The organism is Acinetobacter haemolyticus (genome assembly GCF_003323815.1).
Classification (GTDB): Bacteria; Pseudomonadota; Gammaproteobacteria; order Pseudomonadales; family Moraxellaceae; genus Acinetobacter; species Acinetobacter haemolyticus.
Genome location: NZ_CP030880.1, coordinates 832,679 through 850,370, shown reverse-complemented (window position 1 = coordinate 850,370; position 17,692 = coordinate 832,679). Strand labels below are relative to the sequence as shown.

General features: G+C 43.0%; 3 protein-coding genes. All 3 read right to left on the bottom strand.

Annotated features, from left to right (window positions below):
* Position 1 precedes the first annotated feature (1 nt).
* Positions 2–3,187, bottom strand: coding sequence for a CapA family protein (locus tag DS737_RS03925; RefSeq protein ID WP_113996813.1), 3,186 nt, complete (start codon positions 3,185–3,187; stop codon positions 2–4).
* Entirely contained in the window at positions 3,177–4,859 is a 1,683-nt protein-coding gene (locus DS737_RS03920; RefSeq protein WP_171287575.1) for a glycoside hydrolase family protein, read from the bottom strand. Before DS737_RS03920 ends, DS737_RS03925 begins: the two co-directional genes overlap by 11 nt.
* 133 nt (positions 4,860–4,992) lie before the next feature.
* Positions 4,993–17,388 carry a BapA/Bap/LapF family large adhesin gene (locus DS737_RS16205; RefSeq protein ID WP_113996811.1) on the bottom strand — a complete coding sequence of 4,132 codons (12,396 nt, stop codon included), beginning with the start codon at positions 17,386–17,388 and terminating at the stop codon, positions 4,993–4,995.
* Positions 17,389–17,692 lie beyond the last annotated feature (304 nt).

Here is a 17,692-nt window from a genome sequence, read left to right as displayed (position 1 = left end):
ATTAGAATGAAATACTAAAAAAATAACCTAGCTTATCTTCTTCATCATTAGATACTTCAATTTCATTTTTCAGGATTTTTGCTTTTATTTCTAAAAATTGATCTTTATTTACCTGTTGAGGCTGCCAAAATGTTTTCAAATTATTAGTAAAAATTGGATAAAGCTTTAACATTTGTTCTTCCATATCCAATCGGACAATACAGCCATAAGGTAATGCTCCGTGTTTATCATATTCACCATTACTATTGAACACACCATTCCCGATACTATAAATAATCGGCTTACCATCTATATATTCGATAGGTTGAATAGTATGAGGGCCGTGCCCAATCACCATATCAGCACCACATGAAACAAGTATTTTTGCAATCCGTTTTTGTTCATCCTGAATTGGTTTAAAGTCCACACCCCAATGACTTATCACCATAATCTTATGGTGTGGATAATTTTTTTTATATGTTTTGACCTGCTCAAGAAGAATACCATTAGTACAAGCTACGCCATCACGATGTCCTAATGCATAGAAATCAAATTTGTTGTAAGCGGTATCCCTATGCCAATAACCATTAAAAATCGCAAGTTTGTTACCTTTCCAATCAATTTCAAAATACTCATGTGCTTGATTTTGATTACGACCAGCACCTATATACGCGATCGACTTCTTGTCAAATTGGTCTAAAGTAAACTCTAGACTTTCACTTCCATAATCTTTTAAATGATTATTTGCGAGTACGACATGATTGATGTTTCTATGTAAAAACTCATTTAAAGTTTTGTCTGCATCAGCACCCAAAATGAAAGGTTTAATTTTTTCTAAAGGCGACTGCTGACTATCATTAGCAATAAAAACAGCTTCAAAATTTGCAATATTGATATCATCCTTACCAAAGAAAGGTGCTATTTTCTCAAAAGAATGCGTATAGCCATATTTTTGTAATGCATCAATCACGCCTCTCCTCTTCCTAATTTTTGTATAAGATTCACCAAAATAAGTATCTCCTAAAATGTTTATATATTGGCTTTTAGCATGTATTTTTTTAGGGATTGGAAGCGCATTAAAAGTTTGATGATATGGCAAAACATGCTCAATCTTAGCGGCCTCACCATCGGTGTAATGAATACTTATTTTTTTCTTTTGTTGTTGACTAAAACCAATATAGACTCGCCGATTTCGATCGCCAACGAACAAAAAACCATCTAAACCGACATTAGATGCTACCGATGTAATCGGTCTTAAGATAGCGCCTTTAAAATAGGTAATATCAACAAAAAATTGCTTTCTAAAATAAGCAGGTAACTCAAATATTTTTTTACTCACTTTAAAAATTTCTAAAAAATTTTTTTCTTGAGTCTTATCTCTTACATTTCTACCTGTAATATTCAAAATCTGACTTTGATCTATACCAAGAAGTTCAGCTTCTTTCTTTATTTCTTTTAATGCTTCTGCAGTTGTCCGATATAGCAGTTCAGCTAGAGCTAAAATACAATCAGGCTTTTGAGTCAAAATTACGTATTGTAGAATCTGAGTGAAATAATAACTTTCCCCTAGGAATAAACCTAAAGCATTGTTCCTTTTTGCTTCTCGATCTACATTCTCAGTCACTCTATAAACAGTGTTTAACTGTACTTCTTCTAACGCATATTTTTTTAAAGCTAAATAAATTAGGATTAATGGGCCAATTCCATATTCAGTCTTCGTTTGCCATATCTGTTCATTGAAATTGACGTGAGATAAATGTGCAGTAACATATTTATCTATACTTTTGTCTATGTGACTATTCTCTGGTAAAGCGATCAAATTAGGGATCGTCGCAATCGTCGAATTTCGTCTCGATCCCTTAACCAGAACTACATCATCTTTATGTAGAATATTTCTGATTTTTAGAGCACATTGCTTTGCATCGGTAAAATGCCCCAAATTTCGATCACTTGGCAAAAGTTGATTTAAATAAATCGTATCTTTACCAAAAGTAGCGATCTGTTCAAATTCATTTTCAAGTATTGGGCTGAGTAAACTCTCATGAACCTCTCGGGACTTATCTGCTAAATTAATAATGTCTCCAACTATCAATATTTTTCTATTATCTTTATATTTACCTTGACAAAACTTAAATGCATTAATCATTGAAAGATATTCAGCATTATAAGTATCATCAATTAAAAAGACACCTTTATCTTCTACATAAGATACCGCTAATGTTGACTCTTTATTATTTATTTTGTTATATAGTTGAAATACATCTGTTAACTCAAGACCCAATGCATATAACGTAGCTAATGAAGCCGTCATATTACTTAACGTACCATCATCTACATAAGTATCTAAATGAATATGATGTTTTTCTTCTTTTAATTGAACAGTAAAACCATCTTCAACTCGTTCGAAACGAATATCAGCATCAAAATGTTGACCATAACTTAGAATATTCTTGCTATAACGATGAACATACTTAACTAAATGGGCATAGTTCTTTATATCTCGATTTATAATAACTAAACCGTTTTCACTTAAACCATCAGCAATTCGACTTTTAAAATCAGCAGTTTTATTTTCATCACAGCCTTGTTGTCCAACACCTACTTCTGTAATAATTGCAATATCTGGACGTGACAAACGACTAATACTACCTGTTTTTAACCATAATGCAGCCATAGCAGTTTCTATAATAAGATAGTCTGGATTAGACATGGCATTCGCAAGTGTAATCTTTACACCTGTTTTAGAATTATGATTTCTAACTGTTGCATAGGTTGAACCAAATTCTTTTAATAAAATATTTAAATAATCTTTGGTACTAGTCTTACCAACGGTCCCTGTAATTGCAATAATCTTACTATCAATATTACAGCGTGTGTATTCACTATACTTATTTATAAAATCAAATGGATTTTCTGAAATATATTGAGGAATGTGTTCTGGTAAATTTGGTATTGGTCTTTGAGCAATAATTCCATGAACTTTATCTGAGAAACTGTGTACAAGTTCATGTGTGTCCTCCCATTTTGAATAAATACCAGTATTCCCCGTACCTTTTAGCCAAGTCTCTTTATCCATTGCGATAAAGAGAGTTTCACCTTTTTTGCAGTTTAATTTATTTTCTGAAATGTGACTTACAAACCAATTCTCATCAGGCTCCCTATACCACGTCCCTAGGGTTGTTTTTTCTATTATATCTTTAGTTATCATCACACAACTCACCTTTTTCAAAGTAATTTACATAGGCGACATATCCAGATAAGTTATGCTCTTGGTCATCTATACGTGTTCTAAAACGGTCATGACGTACATAAAAAGCATTTAAGATTTTATCTGGTCTCGCCATATACATTGCAACTTCAGGATAGAAGAAACCACTTCTTTGAAACTCACTTCTGATTTCAATCAATTCTTTTAATTTGTCAAATTCAGCTTTGGCATAAAGATCATCATAACCTTGTTCTTTTAATCGATTTACCATTTTATATGCAGACATTAACATTTCTAAAAATGTTGCATATGCTGTCTTTCTATTTTTAATAAAGTTCATATGTTTTAAATAGTTGTTTAAGCCGAACTGAAAATATTGTTCTTCAGGACAAATTTTCGTGAGTTCATTGGTACAATAACTTAACCAATGATCATGATATTTTTCATATTTTTTCTCAATAAAATGCTCAAACATACGTTTTACTGTTATTAGGAGCTTTTCATCATGATTAATTTGATAAAGTCTTAGCAATGCTAATGCTGCTTCTCCATCATAGTACACGATGCGGAATTTTTCTTTGACGTCTAAACTAGGATAATGCAAGACATGTGTTGTTTCCCCCTTGTCATCAACCATTTCCATAATCCCATTTGCAATCGCTTCAGCATATTTTAAATAGCGGTCATCTTGGGTAAGTTCTTGATATTTTGTAAGCATGAGAATAGCCGCAGCGTTTGATCCTAGCTTAATTTCTGGGTCTTTTTCTCCATCGATCATAAATGCAATATTACTTTGTTTTTCTTTATAAAAAGTATCAATAGCATACTGTATTGCACTATAAACCTTTGGCCAATAGGCTTGTTTTTCTTTAACTTCAAAACTTTCGATTAATGCATATACCGATGTGCAATGGCGAACCGTATTGTAGCTTTTTAATTCACGGTCAAATGCTGGAAAATAACCATAAATGAATCGCCCATCTTCTTGGATTTGTTGCGCTAAAAACTCCGCATTTTTTTCAATCAAATGCTCTAAATGTTCTTTTTTATCGTCTATAAGTTTCCTAACACCATTTTGACAACCACCACTTTGCAATTCGATAAATTGATTACCTTCATATATTGCGCCATGTGTTTCGAAAGTCCATACAAACTGAAGCTGATCTAAAATTATATTTTTTTGAATATTAGGATATTTTTTCTTAATCGCATTATTTAAATTTTGCTCATCAAAAAAGTTAGGCTGATCATATCGCAAGCCTCTTATTATTGCTCGTCCATAAATTTCTTGCTCAAGAAATGCAATATTAAAATTTTCATCTAAACTAATACCTTTGCGGTAATGATTATTATGTTCTTGATTCATAACTTGATAAACAACACTTGGCCATGCCTGTTGTTCAATTTGATAAGCAATATCTATTTTTATAAAGTTAAGCTGAGTTTTATTTTTTTCAAAAATTTTATCAACAAAGCTAAATAACCTTTTCTTAATCAAATGTACATTTTTATCAGCATTATTCCATACATTGCATCTCTGATCTTTTGTTCCATAAGATAAAAAAATGCAAAACACGTTTTCATTTATTTTTTTTTCTTCAATTTCTTTATCTATCCAACTCTCTAATTTATTTTTAAAGTCTAATAATTCATTATAAATTTGAACGCCCATATCTTCCACTTTATTGATTATAAACATTATCCTGTCTCAAAATATAGCATAGAACTTTTGTTTGAATATATGAATTTACTTATTTAAATAAAAAAAAGAGAGCTCGAAAGCCCTCTTTTTTTATCAATCTAGATTAGAACAACAATTGGTTGTTTTGTAATAGCTCTTCTAAAGAAGTATCTACATTTTTCAGTGTAAGAAGTTCTGTAGAACTATGTACTCCAGCACCACCATCACGATCAATGCTAATAATTGTATCTGTACCATCAAAGTCTACGCTTACATAAGCACTCAGAGAAGCAGCACTACCATCTCCTGCGTAGCCAACTAACAGATCACTAATGTCGATCTTATCGGCTTCGCTATCTATAGCTGTATCTCCGACATGGAAGTTGAACCATGTGTCATGGCCATTTCCACCAGTACCATTTGCAGCATTTAACAGATCAAAGATTAGGGTATCTGAGCCACCATTTGCAGTATTGATCGTATCATTACCTGCACCAGCATAGATCAGATCATCTCCAGCACTGTCAGTAATAATATCATTACCTGTACTGCCTTGGATCGTGTAGCCGACATTGATATTCAAGGTCGCAGTTATAGTATCACCATTCAAATGAGTTACTGTATAAGTGAAGCTCTCACTACCGCCTCCAGTCGTCGATGACGGTGTATAACTGTAGTCACCATTTGCACTAATCACCAGATTACCATGTAGGCCTTGGATGATCGTGCCGTATGAGACATCAATTACATTACCATTTGCATCTGTTACTTGAAGTTGAGTGAATGTAGAGCCAGTTGCATCATTACCGAAGATATTACCTTCTGCTTCAATAGTATTCGATACCACATATTGATCAAGATAAGTAACATTTACATCTGTATTGATACCAACTAACGCCGCCAATCCACCTAATAATGGTTGTTGTAAGGTTGTTTGGATACGGTATGTTCCAGCCGCTAGATCTAAAGTAGATAGGTCTAGTGATGCCAATGTACCAAGCAACGAGATAATTCCTGAGTAACTATCATTCGCTACTGTTGTCCAAACCCCGCCTACATTCATTTGTAGATTTAAATTAAGGTTTACTGTTCCAGCTGTTGCCAAAGAGTTAACCGTAATCAATCCATAGGCATCCATATTGGAACCTAATGTGAATGTGCCTGAAGTGTAAGTTTGAGTCGTTGCTAAAATACCTAGCAATGACGCTGAGGCATTGAAGTAATCCTCATCCACCTCATTCACCATCACCAATGATGATGTATCAACATCATCTGTTGCGACAAATGTGAATGTTGCAGGCTCTGATGGATCAGCAGGATTCCATGTCATATCTACAACGCTACTGTCAAGATGGAAGTACAACGTCGCTGTAGCAGCATTTGGACCACCGATAGGATCAGACAAGGTATAAGTGAACTGATCCACTTGACCTAAACCTGTTACATCACTATATGGTGTGTATGTATAACTACCATTTGGATGAATTACTAAAGTACCATAGGTACCTTCTATGGTCGTTCCACCAGCAACAACTGCTTCGCCATTGACACTACTTACTGTTGTAAATATTGTCGCTGTATCCGCACTACCATCGATACCAGCATCAGTAATGACGTTACCAGACGCTGCTACAACCTCATAACCTCCAACTTGTGACAAGTCATAAAGATCCATGGTTGCAGATAAAGTGCCAACCAACCCAATACCGAATAAGCCGTCAAAGGCCATAAAGGCACGGTATTGTCCAGCTTCCAAACCATCTACAGTAATTGTGGTTCCACCGAACAATGACAAGCTTAATAGATCAGCTTGACCTGGACCCGAAATCGCTGTCCATTGTCCTGTTGCTTCATCAAATTTCTGAATGCACAGTACGTAGTCTGCTAATGCATCACCACTGATCAATGCACTGTAGTTAAATGTCATATCTCCAGTATGACCATCGTCGATATTGAAGTTGATACCTGCTGAACCTACTTGTAAATCTAGACCAGCTAGAGAAGTAAGTAACAAGTATGTATGACTACCAGCATCGAGATCATCACCAACAAGCAAGGCTTGTGGATTGATTTCTGCAACATTCAGATCATCTGTTGCAACAATATCTACTGTTGCAGGTTGAGATGGATCCGCTGGGTTCCATGTCATATCCACAGCACTACTGTCAAGATGGAAGTACAACGTCGCTGTAGCAGCATTTGGACCACCGATAGGATCAGACAAGGTATAAGTGAACTGATCCACTTGACCTAAACCTGTTACATCACTATATGGTGTGTATGTATAACTACCATTTGGATGAATTACTAAAGTACCATAGGTACCTTCTATGGTCGTTCCACCAGCAACAACTGCTTCGCCATTGACACTACTTACTGTTGTAAATATTGTCGCTGTATCCGCACTACCATCGATACCAGCATCAGTAATGACGTTACCAGACGCTGCTACAACCTCATAACCTCCAACTTGTGACAAGTCATAAAGATCCATGGTTGCAGATAAAGTGCCAACCAACCCAATACCGAATAAGCCGTCAAAGGCCATAAAGGCACGGTATTGTCCAGCTTCCAAACCATCTACAGTAATTGTGGTTCCACCGAACAATGACAAGCTTAATAGATCAGCTTGACCTGGACCCGAAATCGCTGTCCATTGTCCTGTTGCTTCATCAAATTTCTGAATGCACAGTACGTAGTCTGCTAATGCATCACCACTGATCAATGCACTGTAGTTAAATGTCATATCTCCAGTATGACCATCGTCGATATTGAAGTTGATACCTGCTGAACCTACTTGTAAATCTAGACCAGCTAGAGAAGTAAGTAACAAGTATGTATGACTACCAGCATCGAGATCATCACCAACAAGCAAGGCTTGTGGATTGATTTCTGCAACATTCAGATCATCTGTTGCAACAATATCTACTGTTGCAGGTTGAGATGGATCCGCTGGGTTCCATGTCATATCAACATCATAACTATCAATATGTAAATACAGGATCGCATTTGCTGTGTTGCCCGTTGCTGTATCAAGCAAGGTATACGCAAATTGATCTACTTGACCTAGACCTGCATCACCAGCGAATGGTGTGTAGGTGTAACTACCATCAGGATGGATCACCAAAGTACCATATGTACCCACTATAGTTGTTCCACCATCAACGACAGCCTCACCATTCACCATACTAACAACCGTAGTATCAGTGATAATGTCTGTTTCACCATTAATACCTTCATCGGTAATCACATTACCTTCAGCAGCTACGACTTCATATCCACCGATTTGTGAAGGATCATAAAGGTCCATACTGCCCGATAAGGTACCTAGCAATCCAGCGCCAAGTAATCCATCGAAGGCCATGAAGGCACGATATTGCCCTTCTTCAAGCCCATCCACAGTTATTGTAGTTCCACCAAATAGTGCCAAGCTCAACAAATCAGCTTGACCTGGGCCAGTAACTGCCGTCCATTGACCTGTTGCCTCATCAAATTTCTGAAGAACAAGTACATAGTCAGCCAAGGCATCTGCACTAATCAACGCACTGTAGTTGAATGTCATATCACCTGTATGACCTTCATCGATAGTGAAACCAATACCTGGTGATCCAAGTTGTAGGTTAAGACCGGCTAATGAAGCTAATAGCAAGTATGTATGACTACCAACATTAATATCATCACCCACTTGTAAAGGCAGAGCATTCACAAAAGCATCATCAACATTATCGAATGCAACAATCTGAGCTGATGTATCTATATTCAGATTTGCTTGCGCTGTACCTGTATTACCAGCTGCATCTGTTGCTGTGACGCTAATGGTGTAGTCGCCATCTGCTAAATCTGGCAACACGCCTGCTGGTAACGTCCAAGTACCATCACCATTGTTGACTGCTTCGTAATCCACACCATCAACTGTCACAGTTACTGTTGCTGAAGGATCATCGATCGTTCCAGTGAGCTCTGGTGATGCCACATTACTGTCTACATCATCTAAGCCAACAACTGGCGCTACCGTGTCAATGGTAATCGTTCCTGTCGTACTGCCAACGTTGCCTGCTGGGTCTGTTGCAGTGACCGTCACTTCGTGATCGCCATCTGCAAGTTCTGCCACAACATCATCCGCAAGTGTCCAAGTGCCATCGCCATTGTTGACCGCTTCGTAATCCTCACCATCAATGGTCACAACCACTGTCGCTTCTGGATCATCCACTGTACCTGTCAATGCCGGTGTATTGTCATTGGTCACCACTTCATCCAGTGTCACCACTGGTGCTGTGCCATCCACAATCGCTGTGGTTGGATCAGAGCTGTTGCCTGCTTCGTCTGTTGCAACCGCAGTTACTTCATCGCCATCTTCTAGGCCTGGGTTTGGAACGCTCCAGTTGCCATCTTCGTCAACAACCGCTTCTGCTGTGCTGCCGTCTGGGAAGGTCACTGTCACTGTCGTGCCTGGTTCTGCTGTACCGGTGATCGGATCAGTGCCATTCACTGGGTCAATCACTGGTGCATCTGGCGCTACCGTGTCAATGGTAATCGTTCCTGTCGTACTGCCAACGTTGCCTGCTGGGTCTGTTGCAGTGACCGTCACTTCGTGATCGCCATCTGCAAGTTCTGCCACAACATCATCCGCAAGTGTCCAAGTGCCATCGCCATTGTTGACCGCTTCGTAATCCTCACCATCAATGGTCACAACCACTGTCGCTTCTGGATCATCCACTGTACCTGTCAATGCCGGTGTATTGTCATTGGTCACCACTTCATCCAGTGTCACCACTGGTGCTGTGCCATCCACAATCGCTGTGGTTGGATCAGAGCTGTTGCCTGCTTCGTCTGTTGCAACCGCAGTTACTTCATCGCCATCTTCTAGGCCTGGGTTTGGAACGCTCCAGTTGCCATCTTCGTCAACAACCGCTTCTGCTGTGCTGCCGTCTGGGAAGGTCACTGTCACTGTTGTGCCTGGTTCTGCTGTACCGGTGATCGGATCAGTGCCATTCACTGGGTCAATCACTGGTGCGTCTGGCGCTACCGTGTCAATGGTAATCGTTCCTGTCGTACTGCCAACGTTGCCTGCTGGGTCTGTTGCAGTGACCGTCACTTCGTGATCGCCATCTGCAAGTTCTGCCACAACATCATCCGCAAGTGTCCAAGTGCCATCGCCATTGTTGACCGCTTCGTAATCCTCACCATCAATGGTCACAACCACTGTCGCTTCTGGATCATCCACTGTACCTGTCAATGCCGGTGTATTGTCATTGGTCACCACTTCATCCAGTGTCACCACTGGTGCTGTGCCATCCACAATCGCTGTGGTTGGATCAGAGCTGTTGCCTGCTTCGTCTGTTGCAACCGCAGTTACTTCATCGCCATCTTCTAGGCCTGGGTTTGGAACACTCCAGTTGCCATCTTCGTCAACAACCGCTTCTGCTGTGCTGCCGTCTGGGAAGGTCACTGTCACTGTCGTGCCTGGTTCTGCTGTACCGGTGATCGGATCAGTGCCATTCACTGGGTCAATCACTGGTGCATCTGGCGCTACCGTGTCAATGGTAATCGTTCCTGTCGTACTGCCAACGTTGCCTGCTGGGTCTGTTGCAGTGACCGTCACTTCGTGATCGCCATCTGCAAGTTCTGCCACAACATCATCTGCAAGTGTCCAAGTGCCATCGCCATTGTTGACCGCTTCGTAATCCTCACCATCAATGGTCACAACCACTGTCGCTTCTGGATCATCCACTGTACCTGTCAATGCCGGTGTATTGTCATTGGTCACCACTTCATCCAGTGTCACCACTGGTGCTGTGCCATCCACAATCGCTGTGGTTGGATCAGAGCTGTTGCCTGCTTCGTCTGTTGCAACCGCAGTTACTTCATCGCCATCTTCTAGGCCTGGGTTTGGAACGCTCCAGTTGCCATCTTCGTCAACAACCGCTTCTGCTGTGCTGCCGTCTGGGAAGGTCACTGTCACTGTCGTGCCTGGTTCTGCTGTACCGGTGATCGGATCAGTGCCATTCACTGGGTCAATCACTGGTGCATCTGGCGCTACCGTGTCAATGGTAATCGTTCCTGTCGTACTGCCAACGTTGCCTGCTGGGTCTGTTGCAGTGACCGTCACTTCGTGATCGCCATCTGCAAGTTCTGCCACAACATCATCCGCAAGTGTCCAAGTGCCATCGCCATTGTTGACCGCTTCGTAATCCTCACCATCAATGGTCACAACCACTGTCGCTTCTGGATCATCCACTGTACCTGTCAATGCCGGTGTATTGTCATTGGTCACCACTTCATCCAGTGTCACCACTGGTGCTGTGCCATCCACAATCGCTGTGGTTGGATCAGAGCTGTTGCCTGCTTCGTCTGTTGCAACCGCAGTTACTTCATCGCCATCTTCTAGGCCTGGGTTTGGAACGCTCCAGTTGCCATCTTCGTCAACAACCGCTTCTGCTGTGCTGCCGTCTGGGAAGGTCACTGTCACTGTTGTGCCTGGTTCTGCTGTACCGGTGATCGGATCAGTGCCATTCACTGGGTCAATCACTGGTGCGTCTGGCGCTACCGTGTCAATGGTAATCGTTCCTGTCGTACTGCCAACGTTGCCTGCTGGGTCTGTTGCAGTGACCGTCACTTCGTGATCGCCATCTGCAAGTTCTGCCACAACATCATCCGCAAGTGTCCAAGTGCCATCGCCATTGTTGACCGCTTCGTAATCCTCACCATCAATGGTCACAACCACTGTCGCTTCTGGATCATCCACTGTACCTGTCAATGCCGGTGTATTGTCATTGGTCACTACTTCATCCAGTGTCACCACTGGTGCTGTGCCATCCACAATCGCTGTGGTTGGATCAGAGCTGTTGCCTGCTTCGTCTGTTGCAACCGCAGTTACTTCATCGCCATCTTCTAGGCCTGGGTTTGGAACGCTCCAGTTGCCATCTTCGTCAACAACCGCTTCTGCTGTGCTGCCGTCTGGGAAGGTCACTGTCACTGTCGTGCCTGGTTCTGCTGTACCGGTGATCGGATCAGTGCCATTCACTGGGTCAATCACTGGTGCGTCTGGCGCTACCGTGTCAATGGTAATCGTTCCTGTCGTACTGCCAACGTTGCCTGCTGGGTCTGTTGCAGTGACCGTCACTTCGTGATCGCCATCTGCAAGTTCTGCCACAACATCATCCGCAAGTGTCCAAGTGCCATCGCCATTGTTGACCGCTTCGTAATCCTCACCATCAATGGTCACAACCACTGTCGCTTCTGGATCATCCACTGTACCTGTCAATGCCGGTGTATTGTCATTGGTCACCACTTCATCCAGTGTCACCACTGGTGCTGTGCCATCCACAATCGCTGTGGTTGGATCAGAGCTGTTGCCTGCTTCGTCTGTTGCAACCGCAGTTACTTCATCGCCATCTTCTAGGCCTGGGTTTGGAACGCTCCAGTTGCCATCTTCGTCAACAACCGCTTCTGCTGTGCTGCCGTCTGGGAAGGTCACTGTCACTGTTGTGCCTGGTTCTGCTGTACCGGTGATCGGATCAGTGCCATTCACTGGGTCAATCACTGGTGCGTCTGGCGCTACCGTGTCAATGGTAATCGTTCCTGTCGTACTGCCAACGTTGCCTGCTGGGTCTGTTGCAGTGACCGTCACTTCGTGATCGCCATCTGCAAGTTCTGCCACAACATCATCCGCAAGTGTCCAAGTGCCATCGCCATTGTTGACCGCTTCGTAATCCTCACCATCAATGGTCACAACCACTGTCGCTTCTGGATCATCCACTGTACCTGTCAATGCCGGTGTATTGTCATTGGTCACCACTTCATCCAGTGTCACCACTGGTGCTGTGCCATCCACAATCGCTGTGGTTGGATCAGAGCTGTTGCCTGCTTCGTCTGTTGCAACCGCAGTTACTTCATCGCCATCTTCTAGGCCTGGGTTTGGAACGCTCCAGTTGCCATCTTCGTCAACAACCGCTTCTGCTGTGCTGCCGTCTGGGAAGGTCACTGTCACTGTCGTGCCTGGTTCTGCTGTACCGGTGATCGGATCAGTGCCATTCACTGGGTCAATCACTGGTGCGTCTGGCGCTACCGTGTCAATGGTAATCGTTCCTGTCGTACTGCCAACGTTGCCTGCTGGGTCTGTTGCAGTGACCGTCACTTCGTGATCGCCATCTGCAAGTTCTGCCACAACATCATCCGCAAGTGTCCAAGTGCCATCGCCATTGTTGACCGCTTCGTAATCCTCACCATCAATGGTCACAACCACTGTCGCTTCTGGATCATCCACTGTACCTGTCAATGCCGGTGTATTGTCATTGGTCACTACTTCATCCAGTGTCACCACTGGTGCTGTGCCATCCACAATCGCTGTGGTTGGATCAGAGCTGTTGCCTGCTTCGTCTGTTGCAACCGCAGTTACTTCATCGCCATCTTCTAGGCCTGGGTTTGGAACGCTCCAGTTGCCATCTTCGTCAACAACCGCTTCTGCTGTGCTGCCGTCTGGGAAGGTCACTGTCACTGTCGTGCCTGGTTCTGCTGTACCGGTGATCGGATCAGTGCCATTCACTGGGTCAATCACTGGTGCGTCTGGCGCTACCGTGTCAATGGTAATCGTTCCTGTCGTACTGCCAACGTTGCCTGCTGGGTCTGTTGCAGTGACCGTCACTTCGTGATCGCCATCTGCAAGTTCTGCCACAACATCATCCGCAAGTGTCCAAGTGCCATCGCCATTGTTGACCGCTTCGTAATCCTCACCATCAATGGTCACAACCACTGTCGCTTCTGGATCATCCACTGTACCTGTCAATGCCGGTGTATTGTCATTGGTCACTACTTCATCCAGTGTCACCACTGGTGCTGTGCCATCCACAATCGCTGTGGTTGGATCAGAGCTGTTGCCTGCTTCGTCTGTTGCAACCGCAGTTACTTCATCGCCATCTTCTAGGCCTGGGTTTGGAACGCTCCAGTTGCCATCTTCGTCAACAACCGCTTCTGCTGTGCTGCCGTCTGGGAAGGTCACTGTCACTGTTGTGCCTGGTTCTGCTGTACCGGTGATCGGATCAGTGCCATTCACTGGGTCAATCACTGGTGCGTCTGGCGCTACCGTATCAATGGTAATCGTTCCTGTCGTACTGCCAACGTTGCCTGCTGGGTCTGTTGCAGTGACCGTCACTTCGTGATCGCCATCTGCAAGTTCTGCCACAACATCATCCGCAAGTGTCCAAGTGCCATCGCCATTGTTGACCGCTTCGTAATCCTCACCATCAATGGTCACAACCACTGTCGCTTCTGGATCATCCACTGTACCTGTCAATGCCGGTGTATTGTCATTGGTCACCACTTCATCCAGTGTCACCACTGGTGCTGTGCCATCCACAATCGCTGTGGTTGGATCAGAGCTGTTGCCTGCTTCGTCTGTTGCAACCGCAGTTACTTCATCGCCATCTTCTAGGCCTGGGTTTGGAACGCTCCAGTTGCCATCTTCGTCAGCAACCGCTTCTGCTTCGCTGCCATCTGGGAAGGTCACTGTCACTGTCGTGCCTGGTTCTGCTGTACCGGTGATCGGATCAGTGCCATTCACTGGGTCAATCACTGGTGCATCTGGCGCTACCGTGTCAACAGTTATACTAATATTAGCCGAATCAGTATCACCCCAAACATCTGATGCTTCCGCTGTAATATTTACTAAACCATCAACACCTGCAATTGTGGCAACGATATAACCATTATCGAGGTCAGCTTGTGTAACAACATAGTCACTACCATTTACGCTAACCACCAACCCTTCATAAGCACCGTCACCTAAACCTACATGAACAGTAAAGTTACCATCTATATCTAACTCATCAGCAGTAATGAAACCATTACCATCAACATCACCTATAACTTCAATCTCAGTAATCAAGTCTTGAGGTGCAATCGTAATAACAAGAGAGCTCGTATCCGTAACACCATCGTTATTAGTCGCTGTTGCTTCAATATTAATTACACCACTACCAGTTGTGGTAATTGTCGTAGCAATATAACCATTTGCAATATCATCAGCAGTGACGATATGAGTAGAAAGTTCTCCATCTACATTAAGCTCAACTTCCATTCCCTCATAAGCATCAGCACCAAGTCCAATATGAACTTCAAGGTCAGCACTACCATTTAACTCACTACCCGTGATGACGTTGTCACCATCAACGTCTGCAACAATCGTGATATCAACTAGTAAATTGACATCTGAGTCACTGTCTGAGTCAGAGTCGCTATCTGAATCCGAGTCACTGTCTGAATCTGAGTCACTATCGGAATCAGAGTCGCTATCAGAATCTGAATCACTGTCTGAATCGGAATCGCTGTCTGAGTCAGAGTCGCTGTCTGAGTCGGAATCACTGTCAGAATCCGAGTCACTGTCTGAATCCGAGTCACTATCAGAGTCAGAGTCGCTGTCAGAATCCGAATCACTGTCAGAATCGGAATCACTGTCTGAATCCGAATCGCTGTCTGAGTCAGAATCGCTATCGCTGTCTGAATCGCTATCTGAGTCACTGTCGCTGTCAGAATCGCTATCGCTGTCTGAATCCGAATCACTGTCTGAGTCAGAATCGCTATCGCTGTCTGAATCCGAGTCACTGTCTGAATCTGAGTCACTATCGGAGTCAGAGTCGCTATCAGAATCTGAATCACTGTCTGAATCGGAATCGCTATCTGAGTCAGAGTCGCTGTCTGAGTCAGAGTCGCTGTCTGAGTCGGAATCACTGTCTGAGTCGGAATCACTGTCTGAGTCGGAATCACTGTCTGAGTCGGAATCACTGTCAGAATCCGAGTCACTGTCTGAGTCAGAGTCACTATCAGAGTCAGAGTCGCTGTCGCTGTCAGAATCCGAGTCAGAGTCGCTGTCAGAATCCGAATCACTGTCTGAATCCGAGTCGCTGTCTGAGTCAGAGTCACTATCGCTGTCTGAGTCAGAGTCGGAATCGCTGTCTGAGTCACTATCGCTGTCTGAATCCGAATCGCTGTCTGAGTCAGAGTCACTATCGCTGTCTGAATCGGAGTCACTGTCTGAATCTGAGTCACTATCGGAGTCAGAGTCGCTATCAGAATCTGAATCACTGTCTGAATCGGAATCGCTGTCTGAGTCAGAGTCGCTGTCTGAGTCGGAATCACTGTCTGAGTCGGAATCACTGTCAGAATCCGAATCACTGTCTGAATCCGAGTCACTGTCAGAATCCGAATCACTGTCAGAATCTGAGTCACTGTCTGAGTCAGAATCGCTATCGCTATCTGAGTCTGAATCACTGTCTGAGTCAGAGTCGCTGTCTGAATCCGAATCACTGTCTGAGTCAGAGTCACTATCGCTGTCTGAATCCGAGTCGCTGTCTGAATCCGAATCACTGTCTGAATCCGAATCACTGTCTGAATCTGAGTCACTATCGGAGTCAGAGTCGCTGTCTGAATCCGAATCACTGTCTGAATCCGAATCACTGTCTGAATCTGAGTCACTATCGGAGTCAGAGTCGCTGTCAGAATCTGAATCGCTGTCTGAGTCAGAATCTGAATCACTGTCGGAATCAGAGTCGCTGTCGCTATCTGAGTCGGAATCACTGTCAGAATCCGAATCGCTGTCTGAGTCAGAGTCGCTGTCAGAATCCGAATCACTGTCTGAATCTGAGTCACTATCGGAGTCAGAGTCGCTGTCAGAATCTGAGTCACTATCGCTGTCTGAGTCTGAGTCACTGTCAGAATCCGAGTCACTGTCTGAGTCAGAATCCGAGTCAGAGTCGCTGTCTGAATCCGAATCGCTGTCTGAGTCTGAATCACTGTCAGAATCCGAGTCACTGTCAGAATCCGAGTCACTGTCAGAATCCGAATCACTGTCGCTGTCTGAATCTGAGTCACTATCTGAGTCAGAGTCGCTGTCGGAATCCGAATCGCTGTCTGAGTCAGAGTCGGAGTCGGAATCGCTATCAGCATCCGAGTCACTCTCATCATTACGGTTTTTACTACCACCGCCACTCGCAGCAGCAATAATTCCACCCGCTACAAGTGGAACACCCCATAACCAAGGGCTTATGCCACCATCGTGATATAATAATGGTGTTATAGAATCGATAGGTTGGAAAATGGCATCCGAAACAGGTGCCTGAACTACAGGAGGGATTGCAACAGGAGTTTCTTCTAAATAAACAGCTGCTTCCATATCGGGTTCAATGTCAGCATCGGCATCAGCATCTGAATCAGCGTCCGCATCTGAATCACTTTCAGAATCTTTAAATCTTGCCCAGATCAGCTTTCCGTCCTGTCCTTGGAAAACTAAACTATTGTCGAGGTTTTGGTTATTATCATTCGCAAAGAAGTTCTGAATGACAATTTGCTCTCCATTTTTTAGAAAAACAACCGCATTAGTTCCATCTCTTTTAACTTGTGCGACATCCTCAATAGGCACTTTTATGAGCACAACGGCTGGTTGAGAAGAGGATAATGCTGTAGTGCTATCCGTGGTATTTAAAAGCGTTTTATGGCTTTCCTTGGAAATTATTTGTATTTCAGACATGACCTTGTTCCTCAATTATAATTCGTTAGTTTTCAACTGTTTATTAATTAAAGTAGTAAGCTTTCGCGTATTATTTCTGTTTTGATTAGGTACAGTTATCAGCTCTACTCTAAACCAATTGAGATAAATGTTAAATAGCCCACAAAAAATTCTATTAATGCATGATAGAACAAAATAAATATAAATTTCCAAGCATTTATTTTTTAATATTTTTTTATTTTAGGGTTTATTTTTAGTTACATTTATGCATCAATCCATATTAAAAGTGTTTTAAATTTTATTTAATAATTTAACATTCAAGTGA

Bases quoted from the DNA above. Each gene is read 5' to 3' on its own strand.
- DS737_RS03925 (WP_113996813.1), bottom strand. From the start codon at position 3,187: ATGATAACTAAAGATATAATAGAAAAAACAACCCTAGGGACGTGGTAT.
- DS737_RS03920 (WP_171287575.1), bottom strand. From the start codon at position 4,859: ATGGGCGTTCAAATTTATAATGAATTATTAGACTTTAAAAATAAATTA.
- DS737_RS16205 (WP_113996811.1), bottom strand. From the start codon at position 17,388: ATGTCTGAAATACAAATAATTTCCAAGGAAAGCCATAAAACGCTTTTA.